The sequence below is a fragment of the Microbacterium meiriae genome (assembly GCF_025143875.1).
GTDB classification, from domain to species: domain Bacteria; phylum Actinomycetota; class Actinomycetes; order Actinomycetales; family Microbacteriaceae; genus Microbacterium; species Microbacterium meiriae.
Window position 1 is genome coordinate 1 of sequence record NZ_JAMBDU010000015.1, and the last position, 20,418, is coordinate 20,418.

Annotated in this window: 17 protein-coding genes; 3 read left to right on the top strand and 14 right to left on the bottom strand. The window is 69.9% G+C overall.

Annotation, left to right across the window (positions count from 1 at the left end; all coding sequences use genetic code 11):
* From serA to M4D53_RS10420, 3 genes are all read right to left on the bottom strand, one after another.
* A partial coding sequence (gene serA / locus M4D53_RS10410) for a phosphoglycerate dehydrogenase (protein ID WP_259953905.1) occupies positions 1-1,586 on the bottom strand: 1,586 nt, incomplete at its 3' end.
* A 131-nt stretch (positions 1,587-1,717) separates the two neighbouring features.
* On the bottom strand, positions 1,718-2,053 hold the full coding sequence (locus M4D53_RS10415) for a hypothetical protein (RefSeq protein WP_259953906.1): 336 nt from the start codon (positions 2,051-2,053) through the stop codon (positions 1,718-1,720).
* A complete protein-coding gene (locus M4D53_RS10420) occupies positions 2,050-2,520 on the bottom strand; it encodes a hypothetical protein (protein ID WP_259953907.1) in 471 nt (156 codons plus the stop codon). The genes M4D53_RS10415 and M4D53_RS10420 overlap by 4 nt, the downstream gene beginning before the upstream one ends.
* Before the next feature lie 83 nt (positions 2,521-2,603).
* Here M4D53_RS10420 and M4D53_RS10425 point away from each other — a divergent pair, with 83 nt between their 5' ends.
* Positions 2,604-3,554 (top strand): hypothetical protein, encoded by a 951-nt coding sequence (locus M4D53_RS10425; RefSeq protein ID WP_259953908.1) that lies wholly within the window; start codon positions 2,604-2,606, stop codon positions 3,552-3,554.
* A gap of 2 nt (positions 3,555-3,556) precedes the next feature.
* On the opposite strand, the gene M4D53_RS10430 is transcribed toward M4D53_RS10425, so the two are convergent.
* Entirely contained in the window at positions 3,557-4,219 is a 663-nt protein-coding gene (locus M4D53_RS10430) for a GntR family transcriptional regulator (protein ID WP_259953909.1), read from the bottom strand.
* Positions 4,220-4,293: 74 nt separating this feature from the next.
* On the opposite strand from M4D53_RS10430, the gene M4D53_RS10435 reads away from it, so the two are divergent.
* Positions 4,294-7,128: an FAD-binding and (Fe-S)-binding domain-containing protein gene (locus tag M4D53_RS10435; protein WP_259953910.1), complete on the top strand. Its 2,835-nt coding sequence runs from the start codon at positions 4,294-4,296 to the stop codon at positions 7,126-7,128.
* A 58-nt stretch (positions 7,129-7,186) separates the two neighbouring features.
* Here M4D53_RS10435 and M4D53_RS10440 read toward each other — a convergent pair whose 3' ends face one another.
* From M4D53_RS10440 to M4D53_RS10465, 6 genes are all read right to left on the bottom strand, one after another.
* The gene (locus M4D53_RS10440; RefSeq protein ID WP_259953911.1) at positions 7,187-8,536 is read right to left on the bottom strand and encodes an alpha-L-fucosidase; all 1,350 of its coding nucleotides are present in this window, start codon (positions 8,534-8,536) and stop codon (positions 7,187-7,189) included.
* Entirely contained in the window at positions 8,533-10,080 is a 1,548-nt protein-coding gene (locus tag M4D53_RS10445) for a M81 family metallopeptidase (RefSeq protein WP_311198663.1), read from the bottom strand. The genes M4D53_RS10440 and M4D53_RS10445 overlap by 4 nt, the downstream gene beginning before the upstream one ends.
* A gap of 65 nt (positions 10,081-10,145) precedes the next feature.
* Positions 10,146-11,120, bottom strand: coding sequence for an ROK family protein (locus tag M4D53_RS10450; RefSeq protein WP_259953913.1), 975 nt, complete (start codon positions 11,118-11,120; stop codon positions 10,146-10,148).
* Positions 11,117-12,031: a carbohydrate ABC transporter permease gene (locus M4D53_RS10455; protein ID WP_060920974.1), complete on the bottom strand. Its 915-nt coding sequence runs from the start codon at positions 12,029-12,031 to the stop codon at positions 11,117-11,119. Before M4D53_RS10455 ends, M4D53_RS10450 begins: the two co-directional genes overlap by 4 nt.
* Positions 12,021-12,926 (bottom strand): carbohydrate ABC transporter permease, encoded by a 906-nt coding sequence (locus tag M4D53_RS10460; protein WP_060920975.1) that lies wholly within the window; start codon positions 12,924-12,926, stop codon positions 12,021-12,023. The genes M4D53_RS10455 and M4D53_RS10460 overlap by 11 nt, the downstream gene beginning before the upstream one ends.
* Before the next feature lie 43 nt (positions 12,927-12,969).
* The gene (locus M4D53_RS10465; protein WP_060920976.1) at positions 12,970-14,229 is read right to left on the bottom strand and encodes an ABC transporter substrate-binding protein; all 1,260 of its coding nucleotides are present in this window, start codon (positions 14,227-14,229) and stop codon (positions 12,970-12,972) included.
* Positions 14,230-14,428: 199 nt separating this feature from the next.
* On the opposite strand from M4D53_RS10465, the gene M4D53_RS10470 reads away from it, so the two are divergent.
* On the top strand, positions 14,429-15,580 hold the full coding sequence (locus tag M4D53_RS10470; RefSeq protein WP_187663923.1) for an ROK family transcriptional regulator: 1,152 nt from the start codon (positions 14,429-14,431) through the stop codon (positions 15,578-15,580).
* A gap of 19 nt (positions 15,581-15,599) precedes the next feature.
* Here M4D53_RS10470 and M4D53_RS10475 read toward each other — a convergent pair whose 3' ends face one another.
* From M4D53_RS10475 to M4D53_RS10490, 4 genes are all read right to left on the bottom strand, one after another.
* Positions 15,600-16,865 (bottom strand): alpha-L-fucosidase, encoded by a 1,266-nt coding sequence (locus tag M4D53_RS10475; RefSeq protein WP_187663922.1) that lies wholly within the window; start codon positions 16,863-16,865, stop codon positions 15,600-15,602.
* A 102-nt stretch (positions 16,866-16,967) separates the two neighbouring features.
* Positions 16,968-17,996 carry a ketol-acid reductoisomerase gene (gene ilvC / locus M4D53_RS10480; protein WP_025103269.1) on the bottom strand — a complete coding sequence of 343 codons (1,029 nt, stop codon included), beginning with the start codon at positions 17,994-17,996 and terminating at the stop codon, positions 16,968-16,970.
* A gap of 59 nt (positions 17,997-18,055) precedes the next feature.
* Entirely contained in the window at positions 18,056-18,565 is a 510-nt protein-coding gene (gene ilvN, locus M4D53_RS10485; protein ID WP_025103268.1) for an acetolactate synthase small subunit, read from the bottom strand.
* A 3-nt stretch (positions 18,566-18,568) separates the two neighbouring features.
* Entirely contained in the window at positions 18,569-20,368 is a 1,800-nt protein-coding gene (locus M4D53_RS10490) for an acetolactate synthase large subunit (RefSeq protein WP_259953916.1), read from the bottom strand.
* Positions 20,369-20,418: the final 50 nt, after the last annotated feature.

The window sequence follows — 20,418 nt, forward strand, 5'->3', positions numbered from 1 at the left end:
ATCTGACGGAAGAGGTCGGCGTCGATGGCACCGCGCACGTCGTCCAGCAGCTCCTCGGACACGGGCGAGTCGAGCGTCAGCACGCTGAGCGCCTGATCGCCCGCCGCGAGCCGCGAGATCTGCATGCCGGCGATGTTGATCCCGGCCTCGCCGAACTTCTGCCCGTAGACGGCGACGATGCCGGGACGGTCGGTGTAGAGCATCACGACGTGGTGCTTCTCGATCGGCAGCTCCAGGGCGTGGTCGTTGATGCCGACGAGCTTCTCGGCCTGCTTCGGTCCGGTCAGCGTGCCCGACACCGAGAGCTGCGTTCCGTCGGACAGCGCCCCCGTGAGGGTGATGACGTTCCGGTACTCCTCGCTCACGTCGTCCTTGAGCAGGCGCACCGCGATGCCGCGCTGCTCCGCCAGGAGGGGCGCGTTCACGTACGACACGGTCTCGCTCACGATGTTCGTGAAGACACCCTTGAGGGCCGCGAGCTTGAGCACGCTCACGTCGTAGTCGTTGAGCTCGCCGTGCACCTCGACGTCGAGGCTCGTGAGCGGCGACGTGGCCAGTGCGGCGAAGATCTGACCGAGCTTCTCCACGAGCGAGATGCCGGGACGCACGTACGGGTCGATGACGCCGCCCGCGACGTTGACCGCATCCGGGACGAGGTCACCGCCGAGCGCGAGCCGCACCGAGCGCGCGACCGAGACGCCGGCCTTCTCCTGTGCCTCTTCCGTGCTCGCACCGAGGTGCGGCGTGACGACGACGTTCGGGAGGTCGAGCAGGGCACGGGCGCTGCCACCCTCGGCCGGGGGCTCGGAGGTGAAGACGTCCAGACCCGCACCGGCGATCTCACCGGCGACGAGAGCTTCGTGCAGCGCCTCCTCGTCGATGAGCCCGCCGCGGGCGACGTTCACGACGAAGGCGGTCGGCTTCATGGCGGCGAACTGCTCGGCGCCGATCATGCCCGTCGTCTCCGGGGTCTTGGGCATGTGGATCGTGAGGAAGTCGGCTTCGGCGACGAGCTCGTCCAGCGAGAGGAGCTGCACGCCGAGCTGCTGGGCGCGCGCCGAGGTGACATAGGGGTCGTACGCGACGACGCGCATGTCGAAGGCGGCCAGACGAGCGGCGACGAGGGCGCCGATCCGGCCGAGTCCGACGATGCCGACGGTCTTCTCGAAGAGCTCGGCACCGGTGAAGGAGCTGCGCTTCCACTGGCCGGCGGACAGCGAGGCGTGCGCGGCCGGGATCCGGCGGGCGAGGCTGAGGATGTGGCCGACCGTCAGCTCGGCGGCGGAGACGATGTTCGACGTCGGGGCGTTGACGACCATGACGCCGGCCGCGGTCGCAGCCTTGATGTCGACGTTGTCGAGGCCGACACCGGCCCGCGCGACGACCTTGAGCTTCGGCGCGTGCGACAGCGCCTCCTCGTCGATGCGGGTCGCGGAGCGGATGAGCACCGCGTCCGACTCCGCGAGGGCGGCGAAGAGCGCCTCGCGATCGGTGCCGTCGACGTGGCGGACGTCGAAGTCGGGGCCGAGCGCCTCGATCGTGGCGGGAGAGAGTACTTCGGCGATGAGCACGACAGGCTTCGGCACAGTGGATCCTTCGGGGCAGCGCGACAGGCGGGAGGGGCCGATGCGCCGCACACCGTCGGGGGCGCGATCGCGACAACTCTACCGGAGCGCCGGGACCGCTCCGTGCCGTGTGACGGCGTGACGGATCCGGCTCAGGCGCTGGGCAGCGTCAGACTCAGCGCGAGCAGGCTCATCCAGAACACCGCGACGATGCCGAGTCCGGCGAGGAAGGTCAGGGCGAGCTCGCCCACACGACGGCGTCGGCCGATGGCGAAGGCGAACCCGAACACGATCACGGGGAACACCACGCCGAACAGCAGCGTCGCCCATCCGGTGCCGGTGAGGCCGGTCTGGGCCATGGTGATGAGGTGCGCGACCGCGTTCCACACCGCATACGCGTAGAAGAGCCCCGCGAGGGCGATGACGGTCCACACGAGCCAGCGCGGCGAGCCGGTCGCCACGGCGGACGGTGACTCCGGAGCGGTCATGAGCCGATCACCCCCACGGTCACGAACGGCCACGGCACGAGCAGCACGACGCCGGCCAGGAGCACGGCGGCGCGGATCCAGGAGGCCCGGCCCCGCGTCAGCACCCACGTCGCGAGGAACCAGAGCGCGGAGGCGGCGATCGCCAGCACGAACCAGGGCAGGAACATGAAATCCGCGACGAGGAACGAGGCGAGCGGCTGCAGGCGGAGACCGCCGGCGATCCACCCCACGGTGTAGAGCAGGTAGACGCCCCCGACGACACCGACGAGGACCAGCATCGCATTGCTGAGACCGGAGGGCGCTGCGGTCTCCTCGTCCACCGACGCGGGTGCAGACGCCGAGGGTGCGACGGCCTCGGCCGGGATCGGTTCCGGAGCAGGCGTGGAACGCCGTGCGGCGTCCCGGGGGCGCTGCTCCGCGCTGTCGTCGCCGTCCCAGCTCAGGGCGTCGTCCGAATCGGATGTCATCTCTCCAGAGTAGGACACCCCGACCACTAGGCTCGGGGATGCCTCGGCGGGGTCGCCGGGGACTTTCGGGGGAAAGGACAACCATGGCCGAGAACGAGCCCACGTCGTCTGCTGCGCCGCGTCGTTCCACGGCCGGCGCCACGACCGGCGAACCGCCCGCGGGCTGGACGCCGAGCCCGGAGGCCAAGGCCTCCGCGACGCGCTTCCGCATCATCGCCGCGGTCCTCTGGGCGCTCGCGATCGCGGGCGAGGCCATCGGCATCTTCTGGCTCCTGCGCCAGCGCGAGTTCGTCGATGAGGGCGGCGCGCTGCTCCGCGATCCGGACACCGGCCTCCTGGAAGAGCAGGGAGCGACGGCGCAGTTCCCCCAGTGGGCGTTCGTCGCCCTGCTCGTCCTGCTGTTCGTGATCGCGGCGCTGTCGATCATCGGCTCGATCCTGTGGAAGAAGGCCAACACTCTCGACCCCGCGCGCCGCGCCGACAAGACGCGGTTCTTCGTCCAGAACCAGCTCGGCGCGATCATCGCGGTCGTGGCCTTCCTCCCCCTGGTCATCCTCATCTTCCTGAACAAGGACATGGACAAGCGGCAGAAGGCGACCGCCGGCATCGTCGGCATCGTCCTGGCCGTCCTCGCCGCGATCGTCGGGACGAGCTTCGCCCCGCCGTCCGTCGAGCAGTACACCGCGGATCAGTCGGCCGTGATCCAGCTCCTCGGGGCCGATGAGGTCGTGTGGGTCGACGGCGGCAAGGTCTATCACGTCTGCGACGAGGTGCCCGCGATCCAGACCGGCAGCGAGATCCGCACCGGCACCACCTCCGAGGCCATCGAGGCGGGGAAGATCCGGCTCACCCTGCAGTTCGCGTCCGAGCTGCGCACCTGCGGCCTGGCGGTACCCGAGAACGCCGACGAGATCACCGAGGCCCTCCGCGCGATCCAGGCCGGCCAGGTCGACACGCCTCTCCCTGCTCCCGTCTGGGCCGACCCGACGGATGCCCCGATCCAGATCGAGGATGCCCCGGCCGACGAAGGCTGACGTCAGGAGGCGCTCAGGGCCTCGACGAGACGGTCCTCCGCCGAGGCGAGGTGGGCGCGCAGCACCGCGGCGGCGCGCTCCGCGTCCCCGGCGGCGACAGCCTCGAGCATCTCCGCGTGCTGCGCGGCGATGAGTTCGGCATCGAGGAGACGCCGCCCCTGCACCTGCGCCATGCACAGCCGCACCTCGTCCAGCACGCTCCGGTACATGCGGCTGGTCCGCTCGCTGCCCAGGGCGTCGATGAGCGCCGTGTGGAAGCGGAGGTCGGGATCGACCGTCGCGGGATCAGGGCCAGGTGCCATCGCCTGCAGCTCGGCGTTCGCCGCCACGGCGGCTGCCGGCACGGCGACGCTCTCCGCCAGCTCGCGTAGTGCCGCGCTCTCCAGCCGGATCCGCGTGCGGTAGACGTCGCGGACGGTCTCCGCCTCGATGCCGACCACGCGCGCCGTGCGATGCGCCGTCCGCACGAGCAGCCCGCTGGCCACGAGCTGCTCGATGGCCGCTTTCGCGCTGGGACGGGCGACGCCGTAGGTCTGGGAGACGGCCGCCTCGGTCAGAGGCTCCCCCGAGCGGATCTCGCCGGAGAGGATCCGGCTGCGCAGCTGTCCGGTCACGGCGTCGACCACGCCGACCACGCCGAGGGGGCGCTCCGCGATCGAGGTCATGCGGAACAGTCTAGTGAGGCGTCCGTCGTTCAGTACACTTGTCTGACAATCTTCGAGCGGAGCAGAGGAGCACCGTGCCCACCACCCTCGACCACCCCCTCGATCCCGCACTGCTGGGGCCCGAGACGCAGGTCCACGCCCGATCCATCGACCGCTTCGCCCGCGCCCACGACGCCTCGCATTACCTGCTCGTCCCGGACGCGGTGCTGTCCCCCGCGGACGCGGAGGGCGTCGCCCGCGCGTTCTCGGCGGTCCGGGCGGCCGGACGCACGCTCACGTTCCGCTCCGGCGGCACCAGCCTCTCCGGACAGGGCATCAGCGGCGATATCCTGGTCGACACGCGCAGCCACTTCCGCGACATCCACATCGAGGACGACGGCGCCGCGGTCAGGGTCGGCCCCGGGGCCACCGTCCGGCAGGTGAACACGCGGCTGGCCCGGTATCGCCGCAAGCTCGGGCCGGATCCGGCCAGCGAGATCGCCTGCACGATCGGCGGCGTCGTCGCGAACAACTCCAGCGGCATGGCCTGCGGCATCACGGAGAACTCGTACCAGACGATCACGTCGATGGTCGTCGTGCTGCCCAGCGGCACCGTCCTGGACACCGGACGCGCGGACGCCGCGGACGTGCTCCGCGCCGCGGAACCCGCCCTGTTCGCCGGGCTGTCGTCGCTCCGGGAGCGTCTGCTCGCCTCGCCCGGGAACGTCGCGTTCCTGCGGCAGCAGTTCTCGATGAAGAACACGATGGGCTACGGCCTGAACGCCCTGCTCGACTTCGACGACCCGGTGCGGATCCTTGAACACCTCCTCATCGGATCGGAAGGGACCCTCGGCTTCGTCGCGGAGGCCCGTTTCCGCACCATCGAGGTGCGCCCCGCGATCGCCACCGGTCTGCTCGTCTTCGAGACGCTGTCGGCGGCGATGACCGCGCTCCCCGCTCTCACGGAGCTCGGACTCGCGACGATCGAACTCCTCGACGCCGCCTCGCTGCGCGTCGCCCAGGGCCTGAGCGACGTCCCCGCCGCGATCTCCGAGATCGACGTCCAGGGCCACGCCGCCCTCCTCGTCGAGGTGCACGCCGTGGATGACGACGCCCTCGCCGTCGCGAGCGCATCAGCGCAGGCGCACTTCGATGCCCTCCCCCTCGCCGTCGCCCCACGCCTGACGACCGATGCCGCCGAGCGCGCCGCACTGTGGCACGTCCGCAAGGGCCTCTACACCGCTGTCGCCGGGGCGCGGCCGTCCGGGACGACCGCGCTCCTCGAAGACATCGTCGTCCCCGTCCCCCGGCTGCTGGCCACCTGCGAGCGACTGATCGAGCTGTTCGCGCAGCACGGCTACGAGGGCTCCGTGATCTTCGGGCACGCGAAGGACGGGAACGTCCACTTCCTGCTCAACGAGCGCTTCGACGACCCCGAGAGCGTGGCGCGGTACCGCCGCTTCACGGACGACCTCGTCGAGCTCGTCCTCGCGCAGGAGGGATCCCTCAAGGCCGAGCACGGTACCGGACGCATCATGGCGCCGTTCGTGCGGCGTCAGTACGGCGACGAGCTCACCGACATGATGTGGGAGATCAAGCGGCTGTTCGATCCGGACGGGATCCTCAACCCCGGCGTCGTGCTGTCCGACGACCCGGACTCGTACCTCCGGGATCTCAAGCGCGTGCCCACGGTGGAGCGCGAGGTGGACCGCTGCGTGGAGTGCGGCTACTGCGAGCCGACCTGCCCGAGCAAGAGCATCACGCTCACCCCGCGGCAGCGCATCGTGCTGCGGCGGGACATGGCCTGGGCCGAGGAGCAGGGCGACACGGCGCTGCTGCGGGACCTGCGCGCGGACTACGACTACGACGGCGTGCAGACCTGCGCGGTCGACGGCATGTGCGGCGTCGCGTGTCCGGTGGACATCAACACCGGCGACCTCGTCCGCCGCCTCCGGGCCGAGCAGGAGAACGCGGTGGAGGGTGCGGCCTGGGGGACGGCGGCGAAGCACTGGAGCACCGTCACTCGCGCCGGCGGCGTCGCCCTCACGGTCGCCGATGCTCTCCCCGTCCCGCTCGTGCGCGGCGCGACGCGGGTCGGACGGGCGGTGCTCGGCGCCGATACCGTCCCCCTCTACGACGGGGGTCTCCCCCGCGGCGGCACCGCGCCGCCCCGACCGGTCTCGCCTCCCGACGCCCAGGCCGTCTTCTTCGGCGCCTGCATCGGCACGATGTTCGGTCCGGAGGACGAGGGTCCCGGCTCCCGCGACGCCCTGCGCGCCCTGCTCGACCGCGCCGGGATCCCCGTCGTGGTCCCGGAGGAGAACGGCGGGCTCTGCTGCGGGACACCGTGGAAGTCCAAGGGGCACCTCGACGGCTATCGCCTCATGTCCGACCGGGTGCTGGCCTCGCTCTGGGACGCCAGCCATCACGGGGAGCTCCCGGTCGTCTGCGACGCGGCCTCCTGCACCGAGGGCCTCGACGTCATGCTCACCCAGGCCGTCGCCGCCCATCCGGAGTACGCCGGTCTGCGCATCGAGGACGCCACCACGTTCGTCGCGCGGGAGGTGCTGCCGCGCCTCTCCGTCGATGCGAAGCTCCCCTCGATCGCCGTGCACCCGACCTGTTCGACGACCGCGCTCGGCGCGACCGGGGCGCTGACGGCGATCGCCGCCGCCGTCGCTGACGAGGTCTTCGTGCCCGACGGCTGGGGCTGCTGCGCGTTCGCCGGTGACCGCGGCATGCTGCACCCCGAGCTCACCGCGAGCGCGACGGCCCAGGAATCGGCCGAAGTCTCCGCGGCCGATACGGCCCGCGGCGGCTTCGACGCCTTCGTGTCGGCCAACCGCACGTGCGAGATCGGCATGACCCGCGCCACCGGCCGCCCGTACCGCCACGTGATCGAGGTTCTCGAGGAGCGCACGCGCCCCTAGCTCAGCGACGAAGGGCCCCCGTCGGATCACCGACGGGGGCCCTTCTGCGGAGCGTGTGTCAGGCGCCGTGCGCGGTGAGCACGGCGACCGGAGCCTCGCGGAGACCGGCCGGGATCACGATGCGGGTCGAACCGCCGTCTGCGGACACCTCCGCCGGGGTCCCGTCGGCCCACGACAGCGCAGCGGCCGTGAGCTCGGACGGCAGCTCGAACTCGCCGTCCGCCGGGTCGAGCGCATGCACGTGCACCGCGTCGGTGGACGTGGTGTAGCGGCGAGGAGCCCCCGTGCGCTCCCCCATCCGCGTCCAGGGCCGCGTGCCGTAGATCGCCGCACCGCTCACGGCCAGCCAGCTGCCGAGCTCCTGCATCGCCTTCCGCTGCAGCGCCGGAATGGATCCGTCCGCCGCGGGGCCGACGTTGATGAGCAGGTTGCCGTTCTTCGCGACGACGTCGACGAGGAGCCGGATCAGGGCCGCGCCGGAGAGCGAGTGGCGCTCGTCCTCCGCCTGGTTGAACCCGAACGAGTAGCCGAGCCCGCGGGTCGACTCCCACGGCTCGGGGATGATGTCCGGGATGTCCGTGTATTCGCGGGTGAGGAACCCGTGGTACGGCACACCCCAGCGGTCGTTGACCACACCGTCCGGGACGGCGTCGAAGTACCGCTGCAGGAGTGCGGCCACGGCGTACTCCTCCGTGCCCTTGCCGCCGTCCGGCCACTCGATGTCGTTCCAGAGCACGTCGGGCGCGAACCGCTCCACGAGCTCCTCGAGCTGCGCGGCGGCGTACCGGGAGAAGTGGGCGTCGTTGCGACGGAACCGGAACAGGTCGGTGTCCGACTCGATCGGTGGGAAGTCGCTGACGTGCCAGTCGAGCGCTCCGGAGTAGTACACGCCGAACTTGGCTCCCGCCCGCCGCGTGGCGTCGTGGAACTCGGAGATGAGGTCACGGCGAGGGCCGCGCGCGACGGCGTTGAATCCGGTCGTGGCGGTGTCCCACAGACAGAACCCCTCGTGGTGCTTGGTCGTGGGCACGACATAGCGCGCTCCGGCCGCGACGAGTTCACCGACGAAGGCCTCGGCATCGAAGGCGTCGGCGTCCCACTGGTCGGCGAGGTCCTCGTACGAGGTCCCAGGACCGTAGGTGCGCTGGTGGCGCTCCCACGTCGGGCTGCCCGGGATGCGCACCGTGTTGCCGTACCACTCCGCGTACTGGTGCCACGCATAGGCATCCTCGGTGGGGATGTTCACGCCCTCCCCGTGCTGCACGGCCCACGCCGGCACGGAGTACAGCCCCCAGTGCACGAAGAAGCCGAGCTTGGCGTCGCGGTACCAGTCCGGCACGCCGTTCGCGGGGTACACCGGGGACGCCGCACCGAAGTCGGGGCCGGTGCGCTTCTCGAAGTTCATCATGATGCCGTGTCCTCCTCGTCGGCCCCGCGGCGCACGACCACCGCGGTCAGATCGGGGTCGCCTGTCGTGTCGAACGGGAACACCCCGGGGCGCAGGCGATGGTGTCCGAGGCGGAGCAGGTCCTGGTCCACCCCGCCCGGGGTGAGCGCCAGCGTCCATCCCGCTGCCAGCTCGTACAGCTCCGGCTCCAGGTAGCCGATCTTCACGACCACGATCTCGGCCGTCGTCGGCTCGAGCCCCAGAATCCGGAAATCGGAGAGGTGGTGGAAGGGCTTGCGGCGCTCGGTCAGGATGGCGTGCAGCCCGCCGACCGCGAGCACCACCTGGGTGCCGGCGTCCGGGTCGCCGTCGGTGACGGAGAACACCGTGCCGGTGATCTCGACCGGTCCGTGGGGCCCGGAATCGACCGCGGCTCCGGCTGACAGCGTGACCGTCGCACCGACGCCCGCCTCCACGGCTTCGGCGACGGCCCGCGGATCGAAGATCGAGGCGACCAGCGTCGTGTGCGTGCCGTCGGTGAGCTCGGGTCGCTGCAGCAGGTGGGCGAGGGTCCAGGTCACATCGCCCGCTCCCCCGGCCGTCGGGTTGTCCCCGGAGTCGGAGATCACGTACGGATGCGGGGCACCGGGGGCCAGCGCCTCCTCCAGCGCGTCGTCGAGGCTTCCCGTCTTCGCGACGAAGACGAAGTCCTTCCGTGCCTCCCAGAACATCCGGGCCACGCGCTCCGCCTCACGGGCGATGACCTCCCTGTCGTCCCCGGTGACCACGACGTACGCCTGGCAGCGCGGCTCGTCGGCCCATGCATAGCCGATCCACACCGACGCGTCCACGACGCCAGGCAGCGCCTCGATCTCCGGCAGCTCGGCGTAGATGCTCCGCGCGGGCTCCAGTCGCGTGCTCGTCTTCTCCCCGGGCAGCAGCACGGGCACGGGCACCCAGGCCGTGAAGGGCCGCCGTGCCTGCACGTCGCTGCCGTGCGGGCCGCGGAGACGGTCGAGCAGGTTCCACACCGCCCGCTCCTTCGTGTTCAGCCAGTCCTCATGCGGCGCCATCCGGTAGCAGGTGAGCAGATCCACCGCGTCGCGCAGAGTCTCCGAGACGTTGCCGTGCAGGTCCATCGATGTGGAGACGAGGGTGTCCGGGCCCAGGGCGTCCCGCACCGCGAGAGCGAGGTCGCCCTCGGCATCGTCCATCCCGACGACGCTCATCGCGCCGTGGATGTCGAAGAAGAATCCGTCGAACGGCCCCTGCGTGCGGATCCCCTCGACGATCGCGTCCTTCATCCGGCGGTAGGTGTCCGGGTCCACGGCACCACCGGGCAGCGAACGGCCGTGCGTGAGCGGGACCCACTCCGCGGCCTCGGCGAGCTCGCGTCCGGCGTCGAGGAACGGGTAGTACGCCCGCAGTGCATCGCCGGTGCGGATCGTGAAGGCCTCGTCCCCGGAGATATGCGGGGAGAAAGTGCTCGACTCGATGGAGATGCCGCCGATGCCGATCCGGGGCCGCGCGAGCCCGCCCTCGGCGAGCGGCGGCAGCGGACCCATCCAGATCTCGTGGGCTTCCGGGCGTGCGGTCACGGTGGTGTTCTCCTCTGCGGTCGCAGTCGTGGTCAGGAAACGGGGGCGAGGGCGCGTCGTGCGCTCTCGATGGCGCCGAGCGCGACGGCGTCGGCTCCGAGGACGGCGGGGACGACGCGCAGCGCGATGCCCGACACTGGGGCATCGGTACCGAGCGTCCGCTCGATCGACGGCTCCAGGAGGTCCCAGGCGGCCGTGACCCCGCCGCCGACGATGGCGATCGGCAGGTCGAGGAGCGTCGCGGCACTGGCGCAGGCGAGAGCGAGCGCCCGTCCGGCGGCGTCGAACACGGCGCGGGCGTCGGCGTCGCCGGCCCGTGCGACCTCCGCGACCTCCCTGGCATCGTTCACCGGACGACCGGTGCGCTCCTCGAACCGCCGGGCGATCGACGTCCCGGACGCCAGGGTCTCCAGGTGACCGGTCTGCCCGCAGGTGCAGACGAGGTCGCTGTAACCGGGCGTGTGCCCGATCTCGCCGGCCGCGCCGTGGGGGCCGTGGTGCAGCTCCCCGCCGATGACCAGCGCGCCGCCGACGCCCGTGCCGAGCATCACACCGAGAACATCGGGAACGCTCGGACCCGCCGCGGCGGCTTCTCCGAGGAGGAAGGCGTTCACGTCGTTCTCGACCCGCACCGGGACGCCGACGCGCTGCGCCAGCTCCGGGCCGAGCGGGAAACCCGCCCAGTCTGCGAACAGGGCGGACGCGGCACGGATGGTGCCGCTCTCATGGTCGATGACGCCCGCGGCACCCACCCCCACCGCGGCGACGGCGACACCGGCTTCGGCCGCCAGCCGCGTGACGAGGTCGGCCGCGGCGTCCGCCATCGCCGAGCCGCCGACGCTCGCGGGCGCCGGGACGCTTCCGCGTGCGAGGACGTCTCCGAAGGCGTCCACGACGAGGGCCGCGATCTTCGTGCCCCCGATGTCCACCCCCGCCAGAGCGAAGTCGGACCCGGGGCCCGTGGTCGTTCGTCGAGGGTCGTCCGTCTGCTGCCCGACCGCGTTCATCGTCCGCCCAGTCCGGCCATCGCGATGCCCTTGACCAGGTGCTTCTGCAGCACGATCACGAGCAGGGTGGTCGGAATCATCGAGATGATGGCGGCGGCCATCTGCAGGTCCCACCGGGTGCCGGTGAGACCGGCGAAGCTCGCCAGACCGACCGGCAGCGTGCCGTGCGCGTTGTAGTCGACCGTGACGATGAGGGGCCAGAGGTAGCTGTTCCAGAAGGACAGGAACGTGAAGACCGCGAGTACCGCGACCGCGGACTTCGACAGCGGCAGGATGATCTGCAGGAAGGACCGGACAGGGCCGGCGCCGTCGACACGGGCTGCCTCCTCCAGCTCGTAGGGGATGCCGCGGAAGAACTGCCGCATCAGGAACGTGCCGAAGGCGCCGAACGCGAAGGGAAGGATGAGCGCCTGATAGGTGTCGACCCAGTTGAACCACTGCATGACCTGGAACATGGGGATGACGAGCACCTCGGCGGGCACCATCAGCGTGGCCAGGAAGAGGACGAAGACCGCGTCGCGGCCCTTCCACCGCAGGCGCCCGAACGCGTATCCGGCGGTCGTGGACACCACGAGCACGACCAGGGTGCCGCCGATCGCCACGATGAACGAGTTCATGATGTACGTGAGGAACGGCCCGTAGGCGAAGACGTCGACGAAGTTGCTCCAGCGGAGCTCGGAGCCCACGAGCGTCGGCGGCATCGAGAACATCTCGGAGTTCGGCTTGAGGGCCGAGAAGAACGCGTAGACGAGCGGCGCGATGAAGATGAGCGCCGCGACGTAGATGGTGACGTGCGCGAGGATCAGTCGGGCGCGCGCGCCCGGCGTGGTCGCCGCACCACGCGCCTTCTCCCGCTCGCGCTGACGCCGCGGGGCGGTGCCGGTGGGCCGGACGAGGGTCTCAGTGCTCATAGTGCACCCACTTCTTCTGTGCGGCGAACTGGATGCCCGTGATCGCGATGATGATCGCGAACAGGATCCACGCGGCGGCGGCGGCGAGTCCGAGATCGCCGAAGGTGAAGCCCTGCTCCCAGATGTACATCACGAGGGGCTTGGTGGCGTTGCCGGGGCCGCCTCCGGTGAGCATCTGCGGCTGGACGAAGACCTGGAGCGAGGTGATCATCGTCATGATCGTCGCGAAGAAGATCGACGGCGAGATCATCGGGATGATGATGCTCCACACACGCCGGATGCCCTGTGCGCCATCGATACTGGCCGCTTCCAGGACGCTCTCCGGGAGCTGTTCGAGGGCGGCGGAGAAGATCAGCATGTTGTAGCCGAGTCCCTGCCAGACGCTCATGACGACGACCATGATCATCGCCCAGTTGGGGTCGGCGAGGAAGTTCGGCAGCTCGATGCCGAACCAGGTGACCGAGAGGCCGTTGAAGAGCCCCTGCGGCTGCAGCATCATCTTCCACACCAGGACGTTCGCGACCATCGGGGTCACGACAGGGATGAAGAAGAGGACGCGCAGGGCACCGCGGCCGCGGATGCGGGGGCCGAGGCCGAGGGCGAGCACGAGCGAGAGAGCGACGCTCAACGGCACGTACAGCAGCGTGTACACCGCCGAGTTGCGCAGCGCGGGCCAGAAGTCCGGGCTGCTGGTGAACAGCTTGACGTAGTTGTCCACCCCGTTGAAGGTGCGTTCGCCGAAGGTCGGCCAGTCGAAGACGCTCATCACGATCGAGAGCCCCACGGGCACGATCGTGAACAGGGCGAGGCCCACCAGGGCTGGGCTTGCGAAACCCAGCGCCTGGCGGCCCTCGACCTTGGCGAGCGATCCTCGACGTCTCGTCGTGATCGTCATCTCGTTGTCTTTCTCTGTTACTGCTGTGCGGGCCGGATCCGGCTCACTCGCCGAACTGCGCCTGGGCGTTCGACAGCAGCTCCTCCATCGTCATCTGGCCGTTGTAGACGCTGACGAGGTTGGGCTGGATGTAGCTGTCGAGCTTCTGCCAGTTCTTGGTCATGTACAGCGGCACCGTGTCGCCGAACGCGGCCTCGAACACCGACTGGACCTGGTCGCGGTACTGCTCGTCGATCGACTCGAAGTACAGCGGCTGCGACGAGATGCGGGCCGGGTAGGAGCGGCCGGACGACGCGATGTAGTCCTGCGCGTCCTCGCCGACGAGGGAGCCGAGCACCTTCAGCGCGGCCTCCGGGTTCTTGCAGTTCTCGGCGATGCCGTAGCCGGAACCGAGGATGGGACCGGGGTTGCCGTCCACGCCCGCGGGCAGCGGCACCATGCCGGCGGCGAAGCCGGACTCGTTGTTGAGGTAGCTGACGGCGTTCCAGGTGCCGTCGACGGCCATGGCCGCGTTGCCACCCGTGTACTGGTTCTCGCCCCAGCCGGTGTCGGAGGCGGAGGCGACCGGAGCCGCGACCTTCTTCTCCGTGACCAGGCCGGCGTACCAGGACGCGGCGTCGACGAAGTCCTCGTCGTCGATGTGCAGCGTGCCGTCCTCGGAGGCGGGCTGCGTGGCGGAGTACGCGATCGGCATCGACATCCACTGGTAGCCGCCCATGCCCATGCCGAAGCCGTACTTGCCGTCCTTCGTGGCGTCGGCGGCGATCGTGTCGAAGTCGTCGAACGTCCAGCCGATCTCCGGCGTGGCGGCACCGGCGGCGCTGAGCATGTCCTGGTTGTAGTAGACGAGCATCGTGGCGACGTCGAACGGCACGCCGTAGACCTTGCCCTCGAAGCTGAGGATGCCGTCGGCGCTCGGGTTGAACTCCGACCAGTCGATGCCCGCGGTCTTGAGATCCTCGTCGCTGAGCTCGCGGAAGCCGGCCGTGTAGCCGCCGAGCTGCGCGCCGCTCATGCCGGTGATGCACGCCATGTTGCCGCTGGCCATGTTGGTCGTGAGCTTGGTGAAGAAGTCACTCCACGGCGACGTCTGCAGCTTGATCTTGATGTCCGGGTTCTGCTTCTGCGCGAACTCGATCTGCGCCTCCAGCGCATCGACGTCCGACTCGCTGCCGGCCCACATGTCCACCACGATGGTGTCGCCGTCGGCCGAGCCCCCGGATCCCCCGCTGCTCGCACAGCCGGTCATCGCCACGGCCACGCCCGCGACAGCGGCGACAGCCCCCACACGCAACTTCTTCATTGAATGCCTCCTGAGAAGGGATAGGTTATTTCGACGCTCGAACTAACCAATTAGGATTTCGTATGAAGTTACGCTGTCATAGTTCGCAAGGTGCCGCAAGCTGAACATCCGATGTTTATAGGGTGGTGATAATTCGTCACTCGCCTGAAACACGCGGCACCCCCGCTACGCTGACGATGCCTCGAGACGAAGGGCCTTCATGACGAACCCCGCCGACACCACCGTCGACGACCCGCACACGCGGCGCATCCTCGACTTCGTCGCCCGCGGACAGGCGCGCTCCCGCTCCGAACTCGCCTCCGCCCTCGGCGTGGCCGCGTCGACCGTCGGCCTGCGCGTACAGGCGCTCCTCGATGCCGGCGTGCTGGAGGAGGCGGGGGCCGGCACCTCCCGCGGCGGACGACGGCCGCGCGTGCTGCGGATCGCCGGCGACGGCATCGTGCTGTCCGCCGATCTCGGCGGACGCCATGCCCGCATCGGACGGCACGACCTCAGCGGCGGCCTGCTCCACTCGGAGACCATCGCGATCGACGTCGCGGACGGCCCGGAAGCGACGCTGGAGAGAGTGTCGGAGGTCTTCGAGCGCCTGCTCGCCGAGACACGGGTCCACGCGATCGGCGTGAGCCTGCCCGGCCCCGTCGACGTCGCGACCGGCTCCGTGGATCAGCCCTCGCGGATGCCGGGGTGGCCCGGATTCCGCGTCGGCGAGCACCTCGCGGAGCGCCACGGCGTCCCCGTCGTCGTCGACAACGACGCCAACCTCGCCGCGCTCGGCGAGCACCGTCGCCAGCTCGGGCACACCCAGCACAGCATCACCGTCAAGGCGGGCACCGCGATCGGCAGCGGGATCATCGTGGACGGGCACATCCATCGGGGAGCGACCGCCGCAGCCGGCGACATCACGCATACGCGGATCGACGGCAGCGGCGACATCCCCTGCTCCTGCGGCAACACCGGCTGCCTGGAGACCGTGGCCAGCGGCGCGAGCCTCGTCCGCCAGATGCGCGAGCGCGGCAACACCGAGGTCCGCACCACGGCCGACGTCCTCACGCTGGCGCGGGACGCGGACCCCCTCGCCACGACCCTCGTCCGCACCGCGGGGACCCACCTGGGTCAGGCACTGTCCGGCGTCGTGAACTTCTTCAACCCGCACGCCCTGTTCCTCACCGGGAGCATGAGCGCCTCCGAGCCGTTCATCGCCGCGGTGCGCAGCCGGGTCTACGAGGCCTGCCACCCGCTCGCGACCCAGCGCCTGCGGATCGAGGCCGCGGCCACCGGCGCGGACGCGATCCTGCACGGCGCCGCCCGCCTCGCGCTCGAGGGCATGGACATCCCGGTGGCGACGGCCTGAGCCGCCGCCACCGTCAGCCTCACTCCCCCGTGAGGCGCAGTTCGATGACCGGCATCAGCACGTCGGGACGCCGTACCGGAAGATGCACCGTGAGCGTCCCCTCGGCCTCGCCCGCCGGCGTCATCAGGTCGGCCTGCTGGTCCGGGTCGCTGACGCTCGTACGCAGCCAGGAGCCGTCGTTCAGCAGCCGCGCATACGAGACCTTGCCCGCAAGACCGGGCAGATGCACGAAGCCCAGCGGCCAGCTGAACAGGCTCAGGTAGAGCCGGTCGCCGCGGAGCGTGTACACGCCCTCACGGGGCGGCGTGAACGGCGCGTGACCGGCCCCGATCACGGCGCGGTCGTGCAGGCGCATCCACTCCCCGATCTCGGCGAGGGTCTCCGCATCCCGGGGCGCGATCGCCCCACGCCCGTCCGGGCCGATGTTCAGGAGCATGTTGCCGCCCATCGACACCGAGTCGACGAGCATCTGCGCGAGCAGCACCGGCGACTTCTGGTCGGTGTTGTCCCGGTGGTACCCCCAGGAGCCGTTGAGCGTCTGGCATGCCTCCCACACGAGGGGCACGCCGTCGCGGACGATGGGAGCCGTCGGCTGATACTGCTCGGGCGTCACGAAGTCCGCGGGGATGCCGAGCCGGTCGTTGACGAGCATCTCCGGCTGCAGCTCCCGACACAGCGCAAGCAGCGCCTCGGCGTCCCAGTCCTGCGGCCCCTTCCCCTCCCAGCCGTCCTTGGACTCGGGATAGGTGAAGTCGAAGAACAGGTAGTCGATGTCGCCGTACCCGGTGAGCAGCTCGCGGACCTGACCGTGCAGGTACTCGCGGTAGCGGGCCATGTCGCGCCCCTCGTTCAGGGCGTGCGCGTTCTCGTCGTCGCGTCGCGGGTGGTTCCAGTCCACCGTGAAGTCGGGGTGATGCCAGTCGATGACCGAGTGGTAGAGGCCGACCCGGATCCCCTCGGCACGGAGGGCGTCGACGTACTCGCGCACCAGGTCGCGCCCGACCGCCGCGACGGAGGTGAAGTCGGTCAGCTTCGAGTCCCAGAGGCAGAAGCCGTCGTGGTGCTTCGTCGTCAGCACGACGTAGCCCATCCCCGTCTCCTTGGCGGTCTTCGCCAGGGCCGCGGCATCGAAGAGGTCGGGATCGAAGTTGTCGAAGTACGGGCGGTACTCCTCGTCGGTGAGGCGTTCGTAGTTCTGCACCCACTCGTGCCGCGCGGCCCCGCTGTAGAGGCCGAAGTGGACGAACATGCCGAAGCGGGCGTCATCAAACCATTCCTGTCGCATGCGTCCATCCTGGCACAGACATCGGATGTCTGCGCCGCGGAATGCCGTACGGAACGCCGAACGGGCGCCCCCGGAGGGACGCCCGTTCGTTCGCGAGTCGAATCAGCGCGCGGCGCTACCGTCGACGTAGTCCTCGTCCTGCTGCTTCCAGGCGAAGAGCGAACGCAGCTCCTTGCCGGTCGCCTCGATCGGGTGCTGCTCCTCCTTGGCGCGGAGTGCGAGGAATTCCTCGGCCCCGTTGTCCTGGTCCTCGATGAAGCGCTTCGCGAACGCGCCGGACTGGATGTCGGACAGGACGCCCTTCATGCTCTCCTTGACGCGCTCGTCGATCACGCGCGGGCCGGACACGTAGTCACCGAACTCGGCGGTGTCGGAGATCGACCAGCGCTGCTTGGCGATGCCGCCCTCCCACATGAGGTCGACGATGAGCTTGAGCTCGTGCAGCACCTCGAAGTAGGCGATCTGCGGCTGGTAGCCCGCCTCGACGAGGGTCTCGAAGCCCGCCTGGACGAGGTGGCTCATGCCGCCGCAGAGCACGGCCTGCTCGCCGAACAGGTCGGTCTCGGTCTCCTCGGTGAAGGTCGTCTTGATGACGCCGGCACGGGTGCCGCCGATGGCCTTCGCGTACGACAGCGCGAGGTCCCAGGCCTGGCCGGAGGCGTCACGCTCGACGGCGATGATGTCGGGGATGCCGCGGCCGGCGACGAACTCGCGACGCACCGTGTGGCCGGGAGCCTTCGGGGCGACGAGGATCACGTCGACGCCCTCGGGCGCGTCGATGTAGCCGAAGCGGATGTTGAAGCCGTGCGCGAAGGCCAGGGTCTTGCCCGCCGTCAGGTTCGGGGCGATGGACTCGCTGTAGATCGTGCGCTGGTGCTGGTCCGGCGCGAGGATCATGATGACGTCGGCCCACTCGGTCGCCTCGGCGACGGTCTTCACGGGGAAGCCGGCCTCCTCGGCCTTCGCGGCGGACTTCGAGCCCTCCTTGAGGGCGATCGCCACCTCGACACCCGAGTCGCGCAGGTTCTGGGCGTGGGCGTGGCCCTGCGAGCCGTAGCCGACGATCGCGACCTTCTTGCCCTGGATCAGGGACAGGTCGGCGTCGTCGTCGTAGAAGATCTCGGTGCTCACTGGTTTCTCTCCTTGGTTGTGGTTGTGCGGGACGCGCGGTCCCAGAGTCTGTCGAAGGGTCAGCCGCGCAGGACGCGCTCGGTGATGCTCTTGCCGCCGCGGCCGATCGCGAGGAGGCCGGACTGGGCGATCTCCTTGATGCCGAAGGGCTCCAGAGCGCGCAGCAGCGCCTCGACCTTGCCCTTGTCGCCGGTGACCTCGATGACGAGGGCGTCGGCGGCGTAGTCGACGACCGACGCGCGGAAGAGGTTGACGACCTCGATCACGTTCGAGCGGCTGGCGTTGTCCGTGCGCACCTTCACGAGCATGTGCTCGCGCTGCACGGACGACGCCGGGTCGAGCTCGACGATCTTGATGACGTTGATCAGCTTGTTGAGCTGCTTGGTCACCTGCTCGAGCGGCAGTTCCTCCACATCGACGACGACCGTGATGCGGGAGATCCCCGGCACCTCGGTCACGCCGACGGCGAGGGAGTCGATGTTGAAGCCGCGGCGCGCGAACAGGCCGGCGACGCGGGTCAGAAGGCCGGGGGTGTTCTCCACCAGCAGGCTCAGGACGTGGGTCGACATGGCTCAGTCCTCCTCGTCGAACGCGGGCGCGTGGTCGCGCGCGTACTGGACATAGCTGTTGCTGACCCCCTGCGGCACCATCGGCCACACCATGGAGTCGGCGCTCACCACGAAGTCGATCACCACGGGGCGGTCGTTCGTCTCCAGCGCGAGCTGGATGGCGGCGTCGACCTCCTCCTCCTTCTCCACGCGGATCGCGAGGCAGCCGTACGCCTCCGCGAGCTTCACGAAGTCGGGGATGCGGATCGTGCCGTGTCCGGTGTTCAGGTCGGTGTTGGAGTGGCGGCCGTCGTAGAACAGCGTCTGCCACTGCCGGACCATGCCCAGCGACGAGTTGTTGATGATCGCGACCTTGATCGGGATGTTGTTGATCGCGCAGGTGGCGAGCTCCTGATTGGTCATCTGGAAGCAGCCGTCGCCGTCGATCGCCCAGACCTGGCGCTCCGGCTCGGCGACCTTCGCTCCCATGGCCGCCGGCACCGAGTAGCCCATCGTGCCCGCACCGCCGGAGTTCAGCCAGGCGTTCGGACGCTCGTACTTGATGAACTGCGCGGCCCACATCTGGTGCTGCCCCACACCGGAGGCGAAGATGCCCTCCGGTCCGGTCAGCTCGCCGATGCGCTGGATCACGTACTGGGGCGCGAGCAGGCCGTCGGTCGTCGGCGCGTACCCGAGGGGGAACTCGTTCCGGAGGCCGTCGAGGTACGACCACCACTCCTCGATGTCGGGCTTCGTGTCTGCCGTCGCTCCGCGGAAGGCCGCGTCGAGATCGGTGAGCACGTCGCGCACGTCTCCGACGATCGGCACGTCGGCCGTGCGGATCTTGGAGATCTCCGCCGGGTCGATGTCGACGTGCACCACCTTCGCGTGCGGCGCGAACAGTGCCGCCTTGCCCGTGACGCGGTCGTCGAACCGTGCGCCCAGCGAGACGAGGAGGTCGGCCTCCTGCAGCGCCAGCACGGCGGGGACCGTGCCGTGCATGCCCGGCATTCCCAGGTGCTGCGGATGCGAGTCGGGGAAAGCACCTCGCGCCATCAGCGTCGTGACGACGGGCGCACCGGTCGACTCGGCCAGTTCGAGCAGCTCGGCCGCGGCCCGGCCGCGGACGACACCGCCGCCCACGTACAGCACCGGCTTCTTCGCCTCCGCGAGGAGCGCGGCCGCCGCCTGGATCTGCTTGCCGTGCGCCTTCGTCACCGGGCGGTACCCGGGGAGCTCGATCTTCGGCGGCCACACGAAGGGCGCGGTCGCCTGCTGCGCATCCTTGGTGATGTCCACCAGAACCGGACCGGGGCGACCGGTGCCGGCGATCTCATAGGCAGCCGCGATCGCGCCGGGGATGTCCGCGGCGTCCTTCACGAGGAACGAGTGCTTCGTGATCGGCATCGTGATCCCCACGATGTCGGCCTCCTGGAACGCATCCGTGCCCATCAGCGTCGAGAACACCTGACCGGTGATCGCGAGCAGCGGCACCGAGTCCATGTAGGCGTCCGCGATCGCCGTGACGAGGTTGGTCGCCCCGGGGCCCGAGGTGGCGATGCACACGCCGACCTTGCCGGATGCGGAGGCGTATCCCTCCGCCGCGTGGCCCGCGCCCTGCTCGTGCCGCACGAGGATGTGACGCAGCTGCGACGCATCCATCAGCGGGTCGTAGACCGGGAGGATCGCTCCGCCGGGAAGGCCGAAGACGTCCGTGACACCGAGAAGCTCGAGCGAGCGGACGACGGCCTCCGCACCGGTGATCTCCGGAGCGGATGGGCGGGCGGGCGGCCTCGGCACGGCCGAGACGGAGTCAGCAGTCATGACTTTCCTTCTGATGAACTGTGCGGGACACCGGCGCTCCGATCGAGCGG

Excerpts from the sequence above, each read along its gene's own strand:
- ilvN (WP_025103268.1), bottom strand. The coding sequence starts at position 18,565 with ATGTCGACCCACGTCCTGAGCCTGCTGGTGGAGAACACCCCCGGCCTT.
- M4D53_RS10465 (WP_060920976.1), bottom strand. The coding sequence starts at position 14,229 with ATGAAGAAGTTGCGTGTGGGGGCTGTCGCCGCTGTCGCGGGCGTGGCC.
- M4D53_RS10420 (WP_259953907.1), bottom strand. The coding sequence starts at position 2,520 with ATGACATCCGATTCGGACGACGCCCTGAGCTGGGACGGCGACGACAGC.
- M4D53_RS10470 (WP_187663923.1), top strand. The coding sequence starts at position 14,429 with ATGACGAACCCCGCCGACACCACCGTCGACGACCCGCACACGCGGCGC.
- M4D53_RS10430 (WP_259953909.1), bottom strand. The coding sequence starts at position 4,219 with ATGACCTCGATCGCGGAGCGCCCCCTCGGCGTGGTCGGCGTGGTCGAC.
- M4D53_RS10445 (WP_311198663.1), bottom strand. The coding sequence starts at position 10,080 with ATGGGTCCGCTGCCGCCGCTCGCCGAGGGCGGGCTCGCGCGGCCCCGG.
- M4D53_RS10455 (WP_060920974.1), bottom strand. The coding sequence starts at position 12,031 with ATGAGCACTGAGACCCTCGTCCGGCCCACCGGCACCGCCCCGCGGCGT.
- M4D53_RS10440 (WP_259953911.1), bottom strand. The coding sequence starts at position 8,536 with ATGATGAACTTCGAGAAGCGCACCGGCCCCGACTTCGGTGCGGCGTCC.
- M4D53_RS10415 (WP_259953906.1), bottom strand. The coding sequence starts at position 2,053 with ATGACCGCTCCGGAGTCACCGTCCGCCGTGGCGACCGGCTCGCCGCGC.
- M4D53_RS10450 (WP_259953913.1), bottom strand. The coding sequence starts at position 11,120 with ATGAACGCGGTCGGGCAGCAGACGGACGACCCTCGACGAACGACCACG.
- M4D53_RS10475 (WP_187663922.1), bottom strand. The coding sequence starts at position 16,865 with ATGCGACAGGAATGGTTTGATGACGCCCGCTTCGGCATGTTCGTCCAC.
- M4D53_RS10490 (WP_259953916.1), bottom strand. The coding sequence starts at position 20,368 with ATGACTGCTGACTCCGTCTCGGCCGTGCCGAGGCCGCCCGCCCGCCCA.
- M4D53_RS10460 (WP_060920975.1), bottom strand. The coding sequence starts at position 12,926 with ATGACGATCACGACGAGACGTCGAGGATCGCTCGCCAAGGTCGAGGGC.
- M4D53_RS10425 (WP_259953908.1), top strand. The coding sequence starts at position 2,604 with ATGGCCGAGAACGAGCCCACGTCGTCTGCTGCGCCGCGTCGTTCCACG.